Annotated in this window: 18 protein-coding genes; 14 read left to right on the top strand and 4 right to left on the bottom strand. The window is 33.3% G+C overall.

The genetic code is table 11. The features are described from left to right. Positions 1 to 49 precede the first annotated feature (49 nt). From FOF60_RS24160 to FOF60_RS24150, 3 genes are all read right to left on the bottom strand, one after another. A complete protein-coding gene (locus FOF60_RS24160) occupies positions 50 to 256 on the bottom strand; it encodes a hypothetical protein (RefSeq protein WP_192472710.1) in 207 nt (68 codons plus the stop codon). Positions 257 to 532: 276 nt separating this feature from the next. Further along, positions 533 to 1,888, bottom strand: coding sequence for a hypothetical protein (locus tag FOF60_RS24155; RefSeq protein WP_264647621.1), 1,356 nt, complete (start codon positions 1,886 to 1,888; stop codon positions 533 to 535). Between the two features lie 178 nt (positions 1,889 to 2,066). Next, positions 2,067 to 2,267, bottom strand: coding sequence for a helix-turn-helix domain-containing protein (locus tag FOF60_RS24150; protein WP_192472708.1), 201 nt, complete (start codon positions 2,265 to 2,267; stop codon positions 2,067 to 2,069). A 230-nt stretch (positions 2,268 to 2,497) separates the two neighbouring features. Here FOF60_RS24150 and FOF60_RS24145 point away from each other — a divergent pair, with 230 nt between their 5' ends. The 4 genes from FOF60_RS24145 (at position 2,498) to radC (ending at position 7,037) form a co-directional block, all read left to right on the top strand. Then, the gene (locus tag FOF60_RS24145) at positions 2,498 to 3,028 is read left to right on the top strand and encodes a hypothetical protein (protein WP_192472707.1); all 531 of its coding nucleotides are present in this window, start codon (positions 2,498 to 2,500) and stop codon (positions 3,026 to 3,028) included. A 22-nt stretch (positions 3,029 to 3,050) separates the two neighbouring features. Next, a complete protein-coding gene (locus FOF60_RS24140) occupies positions 3,051 to 4,622 on the top strand; it encodes a DNA primase family protein (RefSeq protein ID WP_192472706.1) in 1,572 nt (523 codons plus the stop codon). 260 nt (positions 4,623 to 4,882) lie between these two features. Beyond that, positions 4,883 to 6,493, top strand: coding sequence for a recombinase family protein (locus tag FOF60_RS24135; protein ID WP_192472705.1), 1,611 nt, complete (start codon positions 4,883 to 4,885; stop codon positions 6,491 to 6,493). Positions 6,494 to 6,527: 34 nt separating this feature from the next. Beyond that, the gene (gene radC / locus FOF60_RS24130; RefSeq protein WP_192472704.1) at positions 6,528 to 7,037 is read left to right on the top strand and encodes a RadC family protein; all 510 of its coding nucleotides are present in this window, start codon (positions 6,528 to 6,530) and stop codon (positions 7,035 to 7,037) included. A 64-nt stretch (positions 7,038 to 7,101) separates the two neighbouring features. Here radC and FOF60_RS24125 read toward each other — a convergent pair whose 3' ends face one another. Next, positions 7,102 to 7,896: a DNA-methyltransferase gene (locus FOF60_RS24125; protein WP_192472703.1), complete on the bottom strand. Its 795-nt coding sequence runs from the start codon at positions 7,894 to 7,896 to the stop codon at positions 7,102 to 7,104. 432 nt (positions 7,897 to 8,328) lie between these two features. Between FOF60_RS24125 and FOF60_RS24120 the strand changes: the two genes are divergently transcribed. The 10 genes from FOF60_RS24120 to FOF60_RS24075 all read left to right on the top strand — a co-directional run bounded on the left by FOF60_RS24120 (position 8,329) and on the right by FOF60_RS24075 (position 17,774). Next, a complete protein-coding gene (locus tag FOF60_RS24120) occupies positions 8,329 to 8,865 on the top strand; it encodes a hypothetical protein (RefSeq protein WP_192472702.1) in 537 nt (178 codons plus the stop codon). Continuing rightward, on the top strand, positions 8,862 to 10,979 hold the full coding sequence (locus tag FOF60_RS24115; RefSeq protein ID WP_192472701.1) for a DEAD/DEAH box helicase family protein: 2,118 nt from the start codon (positions 8,862 to 8,864) through the stop codon (positions 10,977 to 10,979). The genes FOF60_RS24120 and FOF60_RS24115 overlap by 4 nt, the downstream gene beginning before the upstream one ends. Then, a complete protein-coding gene (locus tag FOF60_RS24110; protein ID WP_192472700.1) occupies positions 10,966 to 11,154 on the top strand; it encodes a hypothetical protein in 189 nt (62 codons plus the stop codon). The genes FOF60_RS24115 and FOF60_RS24110 overlap by 14 nt, the downstream gene beginning before the upstream one ends. Beyond that, on the top strand, positions 11,154 to 13,130 hold the full coding sequence (locus FOF60_RS24105; protein ID WP_264647620.1) for an AAA family ATPase: 1,977 nt from the start codon (positions 11,154 to 11,156) through the stop codon (positions 13,128 to 13,130). Before FOF60_RS24110 ends, FOF60_RS24105 begins: the two co-directional genes overlap by 1 nt. 3 nt (positions 13,131 to 13,133) lie before the next feature. Beyond that, the gene (locus FOF60_RS24100; protein ID WP_192472697.1) at positions 13,134 to 13,475 is read left to right on the top strand and encodes a hypothetical protein; all 342 of its coding nucleotides are present in this window, start codon (positions 13,134 to 13,136) and stop codon (positions 13,473 to 13,475) included. A gap of 198 nt (positions 13,476 to 13,673) precedes the next feature. Beyond that, positions 13,674 to 14,024 (top strand): helix-turn-helix domain-containing protein, encoded by a 351-nt coding sequence (locus tag FOF60_RS24095; RefSeq protein WP_192472696.1) that lies wholly within the window; start codon positions 13,674 to 13,676, stop codon positions 14,022 to 14,024. A gap of 5 nt (positions 14,025 to 14,029) precedes the next feature. Continuing rightward, the gene (locus FOF60_RS24090) at positions 14,030 to 14,779 is read left to right on the top strand and encodes an ImmA/IrrE family metallo-endopeptidase (RefSeq protein ID WP_192472695.1); all 750 of its coding nucleotides are present in this window, start codon (positions 14,030 to 14,032) and stop codon (positions 14,777 to 14,779) included. After that, entirely contained in the window at positions 14,776 to 15,348 is a 573-nt protein-coding gene (locus tag FOF60_RS24085; RefSeq protein ID WP_192472694.1) for a PIN domain-containing protein, read from the top strand. Before FOF60_RS24090 ends, FOF60_RS24085 begins: the two co-directional genes overlap by 4 nt. A 172-nt stretch (positions 15,349 to 15,520) precedes the next feature. After that, positions 15,521 to 16,057: a GNAT family N-acetyltransferase gene (locus FOF60_RS24080; RefSeq protein ID WP_192472693.1), complete on the top strand. Its 537-nt coding sequence runs from the start codon at positions 15,521 to 15,523 to the stop codon at positions 16,055 to 16,057. 196 nt (positions 16,058 to 16,253) lie between these two features. Then, positions 16,254 to 17,774: a malate:quinone oxidoreductase gene (locus FOF60_RS24075; protein ID WP_264647710.1), complete on the top strand. Its 1,521-nt coding sequence runs from the start codon at positions 16,254 to 16,256 to the stop codon at positions 17,772 to 17,774. The last annotated feature ends 336 nt before the right edge of the window (positions 17,775 to 18,110 follow it).

Genomic DNA, 18,110 nt, shown 5'->3' with positions numbered 1-18,110 from the left:
ACTGGAATTTATACTCCAATCTTATCGGAAATTTTCTTTATAGTTCGGTTTATCTTCTATGGTGCTCATATCTGCAGTCTTTTGCCCACCATTTATTTTTATAATAGCAATAATCTTCGTAAGCATTATCACAATCACCATACTCACGAACTACTTCTTTGTAATCATCAGGATTGTCTGATCGAGTGTCAATGTATGAAACAGTCCAATAATCATTCTCATCGTAAGTTCCTGCAGGCGTTTTCGTATGTATCATCAAAATTCCCTCCTCAAAAAAATTATTAATGTAATTCGTATTTTTCATTCTATCCGCATTATATCAAAGGGTTTCATTTGTGAACACAGTAACCTTTTTTACATTCAAAAAACATACTGCCAAAAACACCATTTTTAATTGCAAAATACAATTGGTCAACTCTAATGAAGTTGACCAATTTTTATATTTATTCTATAAAGGTAAAGACGTGATTGTCATATATATATTATTATCTTGATGTCTATGCTGATAGACAGTCCACTAGTGAGTCTAGGATCATATAAGGAACACACTAAATGATTTAATAATTTTCATAAGTATATTTATTTTTTTATTTTGGAAGGTTGTCTTATATAAATTCTTATAAGCATAAAAATATGCTGCCTTTAATTCAGGACTGTCTATATCATAAATACTCAATGTATTTATGATCCAATCAATGTCATACGGCTCTTCTTCATGTAAGTGTTTATATAAGTAGTGATCCATGCTAATAGCATCGTGTTCCTCTACAAGTTTATTCTCCTCAATAACACAACAAATATAAATAGTCATAATAGTGCATAGGTTATTCAAGGCTAACCATAAAGTAGTATCTGAATAAATATTTTTTTCAATAAGAGTATTAATAAGATAACACTTTAATCCAAGGGGTTTAATTAAGCTTAACTTTGAAAATGATTCAAAATGTCCATCTAACTGAAGTTTTGCTTCCTTAGAATCATCATATTTTTGACCAATTGCTCTCGTATGAAAGTCCACAAACAACATGTGTAAATCAAGTAACTTTGTAACTTCGTTAAATAAAAATATAGATAATGATTCATTTGTTGGATAGTAACTGCTGCAATAATCATTTAAGTATTTACTGAATCCCTTAAAGGTTTTTTGAGCACCATCTAATACAGTTTCCGCTTCGTAAATATTTCTTCCTGGAGTTTTTAATGCCATGTTTTTTCCTCTAACTAAGTAGAACTTGCTTCTTTTGTTATGGATAGGCAAATCATCATATGATTTACACAAAGCGTAAGCCATCAAAGGAAATGAGACTTTAGGTGCTTTGAAATGAATAAATTCACTATACTGCTTAATTGTTGTTTTTATGCCTCTAAGCTTGTTTTCATCAAAATCTAGCCTATATGCGAGTTTAAGAACTCTCTCTTGAAAATTTGCATAATCAAGAAACAACCTTTCTTCATGATCACCATAAATTTTTTTAGAATAATTTGCAACCAAATTTAAAACAGCATCTTTTAGTAATAACATCCTTAAATCTTCAATTAGATACTTACGAAATTTAGCCATTTTTCGTTTAGATGGATTAATCGGAACATAGTTAATTTCCGATTTGTTATTAAAAAAACGGTATGGTGTATATCCAATTGAAGTTTCTTTTTCTAGGATGGGAGAAATACTCAACTTTGAGAGTATTAAATTAAAAAAGTCGAAAGTTACACCTTCAAAATAGATACTGTTAATTATATCTTGAACACTGTTTGTCCTTTTACAGTTTATTCCTAGTAAGTTGGATATAAGGTCTGAAGTACAGGTTTTTTCGTTTTCTTGTAAATGCTGAAAGGCTGGATTCAATCTATCAATTATTTCTTGTAATTGATCATTAAAGTTTTTCATCTACTCACCTTTAGGTTCTTTCTATATTTTTATTTGGTTCGGTCTGTTCTAGCTGTTCACCCTAATTCACAATATCTTTAAGATATAAAATGGAACATGCTACCTGTTTTATTTTATTATTTTCTTTTTACTAAAGAAAGAAGAATAGATAGAACACCCAGAACAGCCAGAACAGTAGTTATTTATATTGCTTATTCAGTGATTTACAGCTATTAATTATAAACTCTTCTATTGATGACTTCGGTATCCTCCATGTCCTGCCAATTTTGAATCCCTTAATAGAACCAGAATTTAAAAGCTTATAGGCATAGTTTCTTCCCACATAAAGTATTTCCATTAAATCCTCAACAGTTAGAATTTCATTTTCGATATCATACATACATAGAACCTCCTATGCTTCTTTTTATATTTATGTTCATTATATTTGATTACTATTGCTCTTCATTAACCTCTCAGAGTAACACAATATATTTAAAAAGGTGAATATAGTTGATGATGCAAATTTGTTTTAAAAAAATTTGCATTATCCTCTATGTATTCAATGGTAGGAATCCCTTTATATAATCTAGTTGTGGTAAACCTCAAAAAAATTAAAAGGAGAGATCAAATTTGGAGAACTTAAAGAAGGTACATGAATTATTAAATGAATGCCAAACAACACCTGATAAATACTTCGCATTAAAAATTAATGAGAAGGGTTCAAGTTTAGTTGGTATTACCCAAGCTCAAATTAATCCATTTTCAGCTCTAATATTGAAAAAAGAAAAGAAAGGTGTCTCAATTATTGGCTTTTTTGATAATAACAAAATTAAATACTCTAATATTGAGGATTTTAGCTTTAATGAAGAAATAGTGATTGCAGTTGATTGTAGGAAGAATAATAAGTACAAGGTGTTTTACCGAATTAATAATAGCAGTGAGGATTTTATAAAAATTTCATCTAAGACTGAAATGACAATGGATGATTCAATCCTGATCTATTGGGAAGATATGCAAATGTCCTGTATGACATTTTGTAGTTTTGATAGTGAAAGAACCGAAATTATAAGAGAAGTTATCACAGCAAATAATGAACCAGTTAAACGCCTACTAAGAGGTATTACTCGGGAAATTATTTCCCCGTATATGAGCACCAATTAATACTGAAAGGAGGTAGCGGAAATTGGGCAAGAAATCTAGATTCAGTAATATTCCATTATTAGATAATACAATACAAGGTGGACTGGCTGATTATATAAATCATGAAAAAGGAATTTCTTTAGGGGAAAACATAGATGGACTTAGAGGAAACCTTATAGGAATCCATCGAGAAACTGAAAATAAAAGCTATATTAGAATATATAAACAAGAAGAAACACAGGCTGAATTTAAAAATGCCGATAAAGATGAATTAATTAATAGTGAAATTCTCCAAGATATTGATAATAAATTGAATAAGAACAAGACTGATAGTATTTCAGATTTTAAGATTGCTCGACTTTTGTCAGACGAAAATAACTTCTTGCTTATGGAAGGTAATTTATATTATGGGGAAAGGAAGCTTGGTTATTATCAGGGTGTTACGCCTCAATTAGCAGAAACAATCATAAGGAAAATTACACCTTTAAAATATAAGCCTTCAATAACTAGTAGAAGAATTAGGGAAATAGTAAATTGGTTTCATTCCTTTGAGGAGTTAGTGATAGAAGAAGAGATCCTGAACAGTAATAAGACTTTTATAAATTTCTTAAACTGTGTTGTTGATGCAAGAGATGGAATTATATATGAAAAATCATTAGACTATTGCTTTACAAACTTTGTAAATGCAGAATATCCAGATAGATTTACTACAAGAGGGAAAACTTTTGAAAAATTTATGGGAAGTATAACTGGAGGAAATCCGTATCTGTACAATAGACTTCAGGAAATTTTCGGATATGTCCTCTCTGATATTAGGGATTTAAAAATAATCCTCTATTTTGTAGGTCCAAAAGATAGTGGAAAATCAGTAGTAATAAATCTACTTGAGGAAATAGTAGGAAAAGAGTTCTGTACTAATCTAAGCCTACATGATATGAGTGAGAAATTTAGGTTAGGAAAATTATACAAAAAAAAGCTGAATTGTTGTGGTGAAACAGGAGAAATTAATCTTAAAAGGACTGATATTATTAAGGCGGTGTCTGGTAATGACACTATACTCGCTGAAGAAAAAAATATAAGCCCTTTTAGTTTTACAAATAAAGCTGCTCTCTTATTTGCTGGAAATGAGTTACCTAGAATAGTGGGTTTAGACAAAACAAGAGCATTTTCAGACAGATTAATTATAGTACCATTCAACTTTCCAACTGAGAAAAGAAGACAAGACATAAATTTAGTAAATAAGCTAATTGATGAAAAGTCGTATATTGTAAAGTGGGCTTTAGATGGGCTAAAAAGATTAATTGAAAACAATTACGTTTTTACTAGCTGTGATGAAGTTGAAGATATATATAATGATTATTTACGAGAAAACAACAGTGTACAGACGTTTATTGACGAGCAATGTATAAAAGACCCAAGGTATAAAATACACACAGTTTATTTAGAGGAAGCATACAGAGAATACTGTTATGAAAAGGGGATAATCCCTGTTGATGAAAAAGCCTTTCACAAGAGCTTGAAGCAAATAAAGGGTATTATTCATAGTAGATTTCGCTTAAATGGAGAAAATTTAAATGGATATATTGGTTTAAAGCTAGATGAAAATGGCACCTAAAAAGGGGTTAATTCAGTAAATAAATCTATAAATCCTATTAATTTTATGCGTTTAGTATTCATTGATAGAGAGTTAGTTTTTAAGAAATATTTATTTATATATTATAAATTAGAGCGGGATTGAAATAAGATATTTCTGTGCTCACCGAGGAGGAAACCAGGTGGAAAATCATATAGAACAGCATAAGACATACGGAATACTAATTTCTTTAATAAGCGAGGTGCTATTGGATGTACTATCATTAAAGGTTGGTGACGAAAATGATTAGAGCAGTCATCTATGCAAGAGTATCTACTGCTGAGCAGGCAGAAGAAGGGTATTCTATTGATGCACAAATCGATAGTGTAAGAAAACGGATTGAGTTAGATGGTAAGCAAGTAACGACTTATTACGTTGATCGTGGAATTAGCGGGAAATCTATTGAGAAAAGGCTGCAACTTCAACAACTTCTTAAAGATGCAAAAGAAAAGAAGTTTGATGAAGTATGGGTATGGAAAACGAACAGATTAGCAAGAAATCATTTAGATTTATTAAAGATAGTTGAAGAATTAAACAAATTCAATGTTAACTTTAAAAGTTGTTCAGAACACTTTGATACAACAACTCCACAAGGAAGGTTAATGATGAATGTATTAGCATCTATAGGTGAGTTTGAAAGAGAAACCATAGTAGATAACGTAAAAATGGGAATGAAACAACGAGCAAGATCTGGCAAGTGGAATGGTGGTCAGGTATTGGGATATATCAGTGTAAAGAGTGAAAAAGATGATAATAAAACAAAATTAGAGGTGGTGGATAGAGAGGCATTTATTGTTAGGGATATCTTTAGATTATACTCTGAAGGGAGGGGATTAAAGAGTCTAACAAATCATATTAATAAGCTGGGGTATAAATCAAAAAAGGGAAACATGTTCTCGATAAATGCAGTAAAAGAAATACTGATGAATCCTATATATATTGGGAAGATTAGATATAACCGTAGAGAAAATTGGAGTGAGAAGAGGAGAAAGGGGATAAATAATAACCCTATAATTGTTGATGGAGAGCATGATGCAATAATTACTATGGATTTATGGGAAAAAGTTCAAAAATTATATAGTCAAAGGTCAAATAAGCCTAATAGAATATATAGTGGCTCTTACCCTTTAACTGGTTTACTAAAGTGCCCTGCCTGTGGGTCCTCAATGGTTGCAGGACGGGTAAAGAAAAAGCATAAGGATGGGACCTATGTCATACACAGATACTATCAATGTGGTGCCTGGAGAAATAAAGGTACTGCTGCATGTAGGTCAAATAGTGTAAAAGCAGATAAGGTAGAAGAATTCGTTTTTAATAAAATACAAGAGAGTTTGTTGAATGAAAATATATTAAGAGATATTGTTAATAATTTAAATGGCAAAAGAAAAAGCACGATAAAGCCCTTAGAGGAGCAACTGTTGCAAATTGAAAAAGACATTCATGGGTATGACAGTAAAAAGAGTAAATGGTTTGAGTTATATGAGGACGGTATGATTTCTAAAGAGGACTTGTCACATAGGCTTGGAACTATTTCAGAAGAAGTTGAAATCAAAAGAAAACTTAAAGAGTCCATTCAAGAAAAACTTCGATTAAATAATTCAGAACCAATTGACTTTAATGTGGTAAAAAATTTAATGAATAATTTTAACGATATTATTAGAAATGCTAATCACGATAAGAAAAAAATTATCTTAAATCTAGTGATTGATAAGATTACTTTAAATATAAATAGAGAAGTTCAATCAATAATATTACACTTTGATAGAAAAACAAAAAATCAATTATTAGGTGAAAAAGAGGGCGGATCTTCAGATGAAGATCTGTCCTCTTTTAATTTCACGTTAGTGTTATAGCCAAACACTGAAATATATCATGGAGGATGCTAAAATGAAAAATTATTTACCGACACAAAATGAACAATTAAGGTTATTAGAAATGGATCAATTCCAAAAGCAACCCGCTAAGAGAGTGAATATCGTTAGCCTAAAGCTAGTAAAAGAGAATAGTTTTCTTTATCCAGATCGAAATGTTAGATCGCCAGAGGATGCTTATAAATTATTAAAACAATTCCTAGTTGAAGTAGATCGAGAGTATTTTATAGTTGTTTGTTTAGATACGAAGAATCAACCAACTGCGATAAATATTTGTCACATAGGTAGTTTAAATGCAAGTATTGTACATCCAAGGGAAGTACTGAAACCAGCTATTCTTTCAAATTCTGCATCTGTAATAGTTGCCCATAATCATCCTAGTAATGATCCAACACCAAGTCGGGAAGATATTGAGGTAACTAAGCGGTTAGTAGAGGCAGGAAAGATTATTGGTATTGACGTTTTAGACCATCTAATTGTGTGCTCAGACAAATTTATTTCCCTTAAGGAAAAAGGTCATCTATAAATAAATTCCTATATTAAAGCAAAAAGTTTACTATAATAAAATAATCCCACCTGCTAAGGTGGGATTATAAATTATTTAATGTACTAAAAGGACTGTTGAACCTAAACATAGACCCTTTTAGGTAGTCTTCATTCAATTCAGAAATAAGCCATCTTCTGTTATTAATTTCGCATGCTTCTCCTGTAGTATTACTTCCACCAAAAGGATCAAATACTATATCATTTTCATGAGTTAAAAACTTAATAAATAGCTCAGGGAGTGCTATTGGGAATCTAGCAGGATGTGCCTCTAGATTGTAATTTTTACATAAGTTTAGATAAGTACTACTACTTTCGGTGTTTGCTAAATCTATTAAATTTGGAGGAATTGCTCCTTTATTGTCTGTTTGAAATTTATCTGAGATGTTGTGTCCAGAAGGTCTAAGGTTAGGCTTATAACCATTTTTTAATAGATCTTCCATTGATTTTGAATAAGGCTTTAATATATTTTTATTGTTAGCTTTAGGGAATTCCGCTTTCGAAAACCACCATACTGTATTAACAGCATCTTTTACCCTGATTCTTCTAATGGTGACCCATTCTGCAGGCGTAGGTAGTTTGGAAGGATTATACCAATAAAAATCTTGAGCAAGGTGAAAACCAAATTCCTTCACTATCATTATCATTAGTTCAAATTGATATAATGATTTAGTCGGTGAACCCTTCACCCAACTACCTCCTATATCTAGAACAAAACTTCCATCCTTAGTCAGCACACGATATATCTCTTTAATAAATGGTCTAAACCAATCAAGGTACTCTTCTGACGAAACATTACCATATTTTTTTTTCTTAACTAATGCAAAAGGTGGAGATGTCATAACCAGGTTAATGGAGCTATCAGGGAGTTTTTTTAATAATTCTAATGAGTCCCCATGATACGCTTTACCTAAACTTGTCTGGTAGTATGGTTTGCCTAATGTTTTATTCTCAATATTGTTATATACTACATCTTCTTCAACTAATTTTCTAACTGCTGCTTTTCTTTTTTTTTACTTTTGTACTGTTTTCTAAATTATTTTCTAAATTAGTATCCACAATTTTAGGCCTCCATTGAAAGAGCTCCTATAATTATATATTTATAAAAAAATAATTACAAGTGGTAATTTTCAAAGAAAATACAATAGTTTCCATAGAAAGTAGTAAATTAATACTACCACTCAACTTCCTTTAAACTACCAGATAGTTTATTATTTATATATAGATAATTTAGCCGATTTTTATATAACCAGATTCTTGAAAAGGGGATTAAAATGTCTGATAGAGAAAGGCTTACAAACAAAGAACTCCATACTGCATTCATTAATGCTTTAGGAGAAAAAGTTATAGATTATACAGACCTCGACCAAAAGCCTTTAGAAATAGATTGTAAGATGCCATTACCTAGATATATAAGATTATACCTTTATAATCTTACTCATCCTCCTGGTGGAAGAACGATGGGGGAACATAAAATTCAGTTAATAATACCAGGGCAAGGGAGAGGAGAAAGAGCTTCTTTTGATTCATCAGGTGGAAGGATCGTTATCGTAGCAGGATACCATTCCGAACTTGATGTATTTTGTATTTGGGATTCAGGGATGTATCCAAATTTCTCTTATTCTAGGAATATACAAGTAAGAGCGGAAACAGTTTACGAAGCCTTTGCTGGAAAAGTGGCTCAGCAGGAGAGAAGAATTCGGGGACAAGGTACGGAAATAGTTATCACATCCCCATCAAACAAGTTGAGTGAGGCTCTAATGCTACGAATGCAGATAACTAGACAAAGATTAATAGGAGGGCTAGTATGAGCAATCTATCTGAGTTAAGTTTACTTCCTGCATATCATAAGGGGGATAATGATATTGCTGCTGAATTTTATTTGCCCGTAATGGGGCGGTCAAAATATTACGATAGAGCAGTTGGTTTCTTTAGCAGTACTATTTATATTATAGCTTGGAATTCATTAAAGAACTTTGTTAATAATGGTGGGAAGATGAGAATTATTTGTTCCCCTGTAATCTCAAAAGCTGATATAGAAGCTGTTGAAGAAGGTTATATCGAACGTCTAGAAAGGCAAACATCAGAATTGCTAGAAGAGGTAAAAGATCTATTTCAAAATCCCTATCTCCACAAACCAGCGAGGGTTTTAGCAGCATTAGTTGCCTTAGGCATTATTGATATTAAAATTGCCTTTATAAAGGACAAACTGGATCCAAGACACAAAAGAATTTTCCATGATAAGGTCGGTATTTTTACTGATAATGAAAATAATAGTGTGGTCTTTAAAGGGTCTATGAATGAAACTTATAGTGGATTAGCTAATGATGGAAATATTGAATCTGTGGACGTTTATGTTACTTGGGATGGTGAAAGGGATAGACTACGAGTAGAAGAAGAAAAAAAGTATTTCAGTTCTCTTTGGAAAGATGAATATACAAGTACAGAAGTTATTGATTTCCCAGATGTAGTACGCCAAGAATTGCTAAAGGATATCGATACTTCTGAATGGCCAGAATTGGTTGATGAAATTGTTACTGAATTGAACATGGGAAATCAATTATCAGCCGATATTAAACCTGGTGGAAGAAAACCAAGGCCCCACCAAACGAAAGCCCTATTAGATTGGATAGACTCTGGTCGTCGAGGGATCTTTGAGCATGCCACTGGTAGTGGAAAGACATTTACTGCATTATGCGCTATCCGAGATTCCCTTCAAAGGGAAGAAACACCTTTAATATTAGTTCCAAGTGAATTACTGTTAAAACAATGGGCAGAAGAAGTTAGGACAACTTTTGAGGACCTGGAACCTCAAGTACTTCTTTGTGGCGGAGGCAATACCCGCTGGAAACAAAATAATTTGTTATCAGCATGGAGTAAAAAGAGCGCAAAACCGAGAATAATAATAGCTATGTTACAAACCGCATCAAGCGAACAATTTCTTGCTTCCATTCGCCAAGGAGAACATTTATTTATTGTAGCGGATGAAGTACATCGAATGGGAAGTAATCAAAATAGAAATATCTTCAAATTAAATAGTGGACCCAGATTAGGACTTAGTGCTACACCAAGAAGAGCGGGAGATCCTGAGGGAACACAAGCTATATTTAATTATTTTAATGGAGTCATTCCACCTCCTTTTACTTTACAAGATGCTATTAAATCTAGAGCATTAACTAGATATATGTACTTTGTTCATAGCATTGAATTAACAGACCAAGAGCAGGAACAATGGGATCTTATCACAAATAGAATAAAAAAAGCCTATGCTATTAATTCAAGTCAACAGGTACAGGATAATAATCTAGAAAATAGATTGAAAAATATGTTAATTGAGAGGGCACGTGTAATAAAATCTGCTCAAAGAAAAGTTGAAATTGCAGTTAGAATTATATCTGAGAATTTTCAAGAGGGTCAAAGATGGATAGTTTATTGTGACTCACAAACACAATTAAATGATGTATTAACAGCACTTAATCTTAATGGATTTAATGCAATGGAGTATCATTCTTCAATGCAAGGTGACAAAGAACAAACACTAAAGTTTTTTGAGATGAACGGAGGCATTGTAGTAAGTATTAGATGTCTTGATGAAGGTGTAGATATACCAGCTGTCTCACATGCATTAATATTAGCTTCTTCAAAAAACCCCAGAGAGTTCATTCAACGAAGAGGAAGAGTGCTGAGAAGATCCAGTGGAAAATTATTATCTTTCATCCATGATGTTGTTGTTAGACCAAATATTAGATCAATCCAAGATAATGATAGCCTTAATCTAATTGAAAGTGAGATAGCAAGAGCAATAGAATTTGGTGAAGGTGCAGAAAATCCTAGTTCAATATATGAGTTAAGACGCATTCTACTTCATCTCGGATTAGATTACAAATCAATATCAGAGAAAGGGTTTGAAGATGATGAAGAATAGTATAGAAGATCTGTTAAAAACTGTTGAAGAGATAAGGAGCGAAAAATACCCTAATCTCTCAAAAGACCTTGTAGAAAAGATTTTACTTATAGAAGCAGAGGCAGTGGAAGAAAGAACAGATATCTTTAAAAAAATTAGTAAAGTAGTAGAAGAAAGCTTAAATGGGGGAGAGTAATGCTTATACTAAATAGAATTGATATAGAAAGATTTGGTCCTTATAAAGAAGTAAATACAATTGAATTTCCTAAAGATGGAGGAGTAACAATTGTATATGGAGAGAATATGAGAGGAAAAACTTCTTTATTGAATGCTTTTAGATATGCACTTTTCGGAAAAGTTCTTAGTCGTGGATCTAGAGTAGTATCTTTACATGACATGAGTAATTGGGAAAGTGGAGTTGAAGGTGAATTTGGTTTTAAAGTTGTCTTAAATTTTACCCATGAAGGGATAAATTATGAATTAACAAGACAATTAATTCCTCGATCAGGGGTTAAAGAACCAAAGGGTGATTATGACTACAAAGAAGAATCATTTTTAAGAAGAGATGGAAATTTTTTAAGTCCAACCGAAAAAGATGTAGTTCTAGGAAGGGTTATGCCAGAACAGGTTTCAAGATTCTTTCTATTTGATGGAGAGCTTTTACAAGAATATGAAGATCTTCTTCGTGATGAAAGTGATATGGGAAAAAAAATCAAGGATGCAATTGAAAGAATATTGGGGGTACCAATTCTCCAAAATGCTCGAGGTGACTTAAAACATTTGCATCAAGAAGCACAAAAACAAGAGTCAAAAGCTGCTCAAAAAGATCAAAAGACAAGAGAGCTAGGTACTCATTTAGAAGAACTTAATGAACAATGTTCATATCATCAATCAGAGATAAATAGACTTAAAGTCTTATTAGAGGAGTTAAAAGGTGATAAACTCGGGCTTGAAGAGGAATTAAGACGATTTGAAAGAGCAGAAAGTCTTTTGGATGAAAGAGATAGATTGGATTCTGAAATTAAGGAACTTTCTAAAAAACTTGAAGAGAAGGAACTCAGAATTAAGGATGTTATGTCTAATATATGGAGGGGTAGTTTATCTAACAAAATATCTGAAGTTAGAGAAGGATTAGAAGGAAGAATTCAAGAAATTAAAGATCGACAAACTAAAATGGCTGTTTCTAAAGAAATTGCAAATAATTTAATGAAGGCTATTCAGGAAGGATCTTGCCCAACTTGTTACAGAGAAGTTGATACTTCTACGGAAATGAAGCTACGGGAAGCATTTGAAAGTTATAATATAAACGATTCCGAAGAAGATGAGGATATAAATAGTTTAATTCAAATGAATGCAGTTTTAAAGTCATTTCAAACAAATAACAGTGCTGATCTTGTTAATGAATTAAGTGACAGCATTGAAGAGTACCGAATTGAAATTGCTAATAAAAAAGATAAGATAGATGAAATTAATGAATCTATTACAGGTATTGATTCAAAGAATATTAGAACACAACGTTCCGATTATGAAAAAAATATAAAAGAAACAACATTAACTGAAGATGCAATTAAAGAAGAAGAAAAAATCCTTAATGAGAAACTAGCTGATATTGAGAAGCTAGAAAGAAGGTTAAGCCAAGAGGGTGGAGCCGATATTCAAAATGAACGTAAAAGAAGGGAACTATATGGTGATTTATACAACCTATTTGCTGAAGCTGTTTCTGTTTATAGAGATAATCTCAGAAAAAAGGTAGAAAAAGATGCTTCGGAGCTATTTGTCAATTTAACCAGTGAGAATGAATATGTTGGTCTTTCCATAAATGAGAGTTATGGGTTAACTATTGTACATGAAGATGGAGAAATTATACCAATCAGATCTGCAGGTGCTGAACATATTGTTGCTTTGTCACTAATGGGAGCTTTGCAGAAAAATGCACCGCTTCAAGGACCAATAATAATGGACTCGCCTTTTGGAAGATTGGATGATACTCATACAACTAACGTGGTTGCTTCATTACCAATAATGGCCAACCAGGTAGCTTTATTAGTATATGAACGAGAACTAAAGCCGCAAACTGCAAGAAGAATATTATTAGGTGGACTTAAAAAGGAATATAAACTCGAAAGAATATCAGCAAGACATACTAAAATAGTTAAAAGATTGGAGGTCTAGTTTGTGGAAGATAAACGAACCATAGGACTTACAGAATCAAATAGAAAAACAATGATGACTTTACTTGAAAGTGGCTTTTTTAATGATCGTATGGACATTGCAAAGCTTGCAATGTCAGTAGCAATAAATAATAATGTTAAACCTACAGGTTCTGAAAGTACAGAAACAATCTGGAATGTTGGAAGTTTTGATGCAGACGGGGAGATTAAAGCATTAATACAAGCTCTCTTTCCTGAAGTGACAGCCCCTTATAGAGCAGTTGAATCACTCTTTAATGAGGGTTTTAGGATAATTGCTAAAAAGATGGAAGAAGACGATTTCAGTATCTTAAAATTAACTATCTAATATACTAAATACCGTTCAATAATTATGGACGGTATTTTTTATTAATTTAGAAATGAAGTAGAAAGATTTTTAGATAATCCATCTATGCTTGCTTATTAATACATTTAGAAATAAAATTATTTATTTGGTTGTAACGTATATGTTACAATATCATAAGATATAATAAAAACAAAAACTATTTGAAGGAGAGAAATCCGAATGTCAACTCTTTACGCTAATTTGGGATTAAGACTAAAATTGGCAAGGGAATCTTGTGACCTGACTCAATCCAAAGTGGCAAGTTACTTAGGTGTAAAACGTGAACAAATATCCTATTACGAGACAGGTTCTAGAGAGATCGACTTGGTTACACTAAATAAATTATCCGATTTATATGGGTATGAAACTGGGTATTTTCTATCTAATAGTGAAGTAGATGCAAGTTCAAATTCAGTGGAATTAGCATTCCGAGCAAGTGGTCTAGATGATAAAGATTTAGAAATTCTAGCTAGGTCGCACACTTTTTTAAAAAATCTAAACTGGATTGAAAATATTTTATCTAAAAGGTGAAGAATATGAGTCAAAGCTGGATTATTAAATGTAAAAAACAAGCTTCAGATATTAGGAAAGAATTTGGGATTAGTCCTTTTAGTAGTATAGACATAAGAGAAATTTTAAGAGATTCTGGAATAAATTTAATTATCGAACCTGTTGAAAGTGATATATCAGGATTTTTTCTAAGAAATGGACAGAATGAAATTGTATTTATAAATTCAGCAAAGAGTAAAGGACATCAATCTTTCACTGGAGCACATGAATTATATCATATTAGATTTGATACTGAGCTAAACGGAAGGGCATGTAAAGTGGGACAATTTGATGAAAGATCGCCCTCTGAATTTAAAGCAGACATGTTTGCGGCAAACTTACTAGCTCCAGATGAAGCAGTTCTTTTTCAAATTAATAGAATGGAATCGAACATTACAAACTTAAATATTAATGATGTTATTGAATTGGGTCAACATTTTAACATTAGTCATCATGCAATGCTAAATAGATTAAAACAAATGCAAATTTTATCAAATCATAGAGCCCAGGAGTTAAAACCAGGTGTTATTAAACAAGCCTTAAAAATAGGGAAGGATATAAGCTTATACCTACCAACTAATGAAAAGAAAATTATTTCAGATTATGCAGAAAAGGCACTTGTAGCTTTAGAGAAAGGTCTGATTTCTGATGCTAAGTATGAAGAATTACTTTTAGAGGCTGGATTAGCAGATGTGTTATTTGGTGATTTTGATATGATCGAGGAGGAAAATGAATGAGATCTATTTCAGAGATTCCTCCTTTTATTTTTGATACTGATTGTATAAGTTCATTTATTTGGGCTAGAAGATTAGATGTATTATATTCAATTTTTGGAGATAACATTTACATACCTCGACAAGTAAAAGAAGAATTAGATAAATTGAAAGCATTCTCTAATTACTCCTGGGTTCCTGAAACACTATCTACTGAAATAGCTAATAATAAGATAAAAATATTAGATATAATGGTAGGTACTGATGAGAGTAACGAGTTTTTGAAGTTAACTTCAACCGACAACGACCCCAGGCCTCTTGGGAAAGGGGAAGCAGCTGCAATGTCTCTTGCTCGTTTTAAAGAAGGTACAGTTCTAAGCAATAATTTAAACGATGTAAAAACATATTGTCATAATAATAATATTGGGCTAATATCTACTGATGATATACTCTGTTTAGCTCACTTTCGAGAGTTGATTCTATTGGATGAAGGAGAAAGAATATGGCTTGAAATGAAAAATAGGAAAAGAAAGCTACCTTCTTACAATTTTGAAGAATCTTATCGTAGATTCATTAACGACCTGGAAAAGTAAAAATGACTAGACTTAAAGAATTCTTGAATTTTTGGTTTAAACTATAGTGGAACAGGGCAGGATAGTTATTTAAATCCTTTATCTGTTCCATTTCTAGTTTACCGTTAAAACTACCACGGTGAACCTTACCATAAGTAGGTGAGATTTTTAAATAAAGTCAGGAGAAATTATAGTGATAACGATTCGGCAAATCTATCTAAAAGACTTTCCTGCAGGGAAAAAAGTAGTATATAAATATACGTCAGAAAAATATTATGAAATCCATATAGGACGACAGAATAATGGTTGGAACTTCTCATTGGCTGAAGAAAGATTTGAATTTCCTTTTGTGAAAAGGTTTGAAGAAGAAATTTTCGAACCTTATAAGGAAGGGTCAGAAGTTTATTTGGCGGAGTTTGGTGAAGAAGAAGCTGCTGTTATGGTAATACAACACATGGAATGGAATAATACCTTATTAATTCATGACCTATATGTAGATGATCGTTTTAAGAAAAAGGGGATTGGCAGAAGTTTAATTGAAGTGGCTAAGAAAAGAGCAGCTGAGTTAGGCGTAAGGGCGATTAATCTAGAAACGCAAACCTCTAATTATCCGGCTATCCAATTTTATATGAAAAGCGGATTCGATTTGATTGGATTCAATACGATCTCTTATTCAAATGAAGATGTAGTGAAAAAAGAAGTACGTATAGAAATGGGCTATATTTTATAAAAACCCATATAGACATGTCATTCTTAAACCTTATATAGCAACTTCTCACTTTTTTACTATGGAAAAATAGTTTATAATAATCAGTAAATAGTAGAAATTTCAAACTATAAATCATTATAATTGAATATGTTAAGGTTTGAACGAACGATCAAGGTGTGCACATAAGTTGTATATATGCTGGCGCGCCTACTCAAATATATGGACAAGGAAGGGTATAATGAGCAACGTACAGAAAGCAACAGACGTTATCTTAATTGGTGCCGGAGTCATGAGTGCGACGTTGGGATCCTTACTGAAAGAGTTAGCACCAGAGTGGGAAATCAAGGTATTTGAGAAACTTGCTTCAGCAGGCGAAGAAAGCTCGAATGAGTGGAATAACGCAGGTACTGGCCATGCCGCATTGTGCGAACTTAACTACACACCTGAAAAATCGGATGGTTCAATAGATATTAGCAAAGCAATTAACGTAAATGAGCAGTTTCAGATCTCAAGACAATTCTGGTCTCATCTTGTAAAGAGCGATTTGATTCGCAATCCCCAGGACTTTATCAGGCCGCTGCCTCATATGAGTTTAGTAGAAGGGGAAAAAAATGTTGAGTTTTTGAAAAAACGATTTAAAGCGCTTTCAGATATACCTATGTTCCAAGGGATGGAGTATTCTGAGGATCCAGCAAAGCTGAAGGAGTGGATGCCTTTAGTAATGGAGGGCCGTACATCTAATGATCCGATAGCGGCAACCAAAATTGAATCAGGAACAGATGTTAACTTTGGGGCGTTAACTCGTATGTTGTTCGAGCATTTGGAAAGTAAGAACGTTGAGATTAACTATAGACATAGTGTAAAAGATATCAAACGTGCCAGCGATGGGACATGGGAAGTAAAGGTAAAGAACCTTGAAAGCGGAAGAACAGAATCCCATTATGCGAAATTCATTTTTATCGGTGGTGGAGGCGGCAGTCTGCCTCTGCTGCAAAAAACGGGTATTCCAGAATCCAAGCAAATTGGCGGGTTCCCGGTGAGCGGATTATTCATGGTATGCAACAATCCTGAGGTTGTCGAGCAGCACCATGCAAAGGTATACGGAAAAGCCAAGGTAGGCGCTCCTCCGATGTCTGTGCCACACTTGGATACACGATTTATCGATAACAAAAAGAGCTTGCTGTTTGGACCGTTTGCCGGCTTCTCGCCGAAGTTCCTGAAAACAGGTTCGAATCTGGACTTGATTGGTTCTGTTAAACCAAATAATGTAGTGACTATGCTGGCTGCAGGCATGAAAGAAATGGCATTAACTAAGTACCTCATTGAGCAGGTAATGCTCTCTCATGAAAAACGGATGGAAGAACTCCGTGAGTTCATTCCCAATGCCAAGAGCGAGGACTGGAGTATCGTCGTCGCAGGACAGCGTGTACAAGTCATCAAGGATACCGACACAGGCAAAGGGACCCTGCAGTTCGGCACAGAGGTTGTAAGCGCCTCTGACGGCTCTGTAGCCGCATTGCTAGGAGCATCCCCAGGAGCATCTACTGCGGTTAATGTCATGCTTGAGGTGCTGGAGAAATGCTTCCCAGAGAGAATGTTCGAATGGAAAGATAAAATCAAAGAAATGGTACCTTCGTATGGAGTGTCATTAGTGGACAATCCTGAGTTGTTCCATGAAATTCATGAATCCACGGCAGAGATACTGAGCCTAAGTGATAAAGAAAGAGTATATAGCTGATTTGTCTATGGAAGTAGACTGAGAGATGACTAAAAACCTTTGATCCGAGTTGGATTGAAGGTTTTTTTGTTGGGTTAAAGCTATCATTCAGACAGGTTTCCAGGAGTAGAGGTCAAAGCTGTCAAGAAAAGTTCGTTATTGTGACAGGTTACAGGTGCTTGAGTTAAAAGCTGTCAAGAAAACCTCGTTATTGTGACAGATTACAGGTGCTAGAGCTCAAAGCTGTCAAGAAAACCCCGTTATTGTGACAGGTTTCAGGTGTTAGAGCTCAAAGCTGTCAAGAAAACCTCGTTATCGTGACAGGTTACAGGTGTTAGAGCTCAAAACTGTCAAGAA

The organism is Mesobacillus jeotgali (genome assembly GCF_014856545.2).
Taxonomy (GTDB): domain Bacteria; phylum Bacillota; class Bacilli; order Bacillales; family Cytobacillaceae; genus Mesobacillus.
Note: the sequence above shows the minus strand (reverse complement) of the source record. Positions and strands in the feature narration are given on the sequence as shown.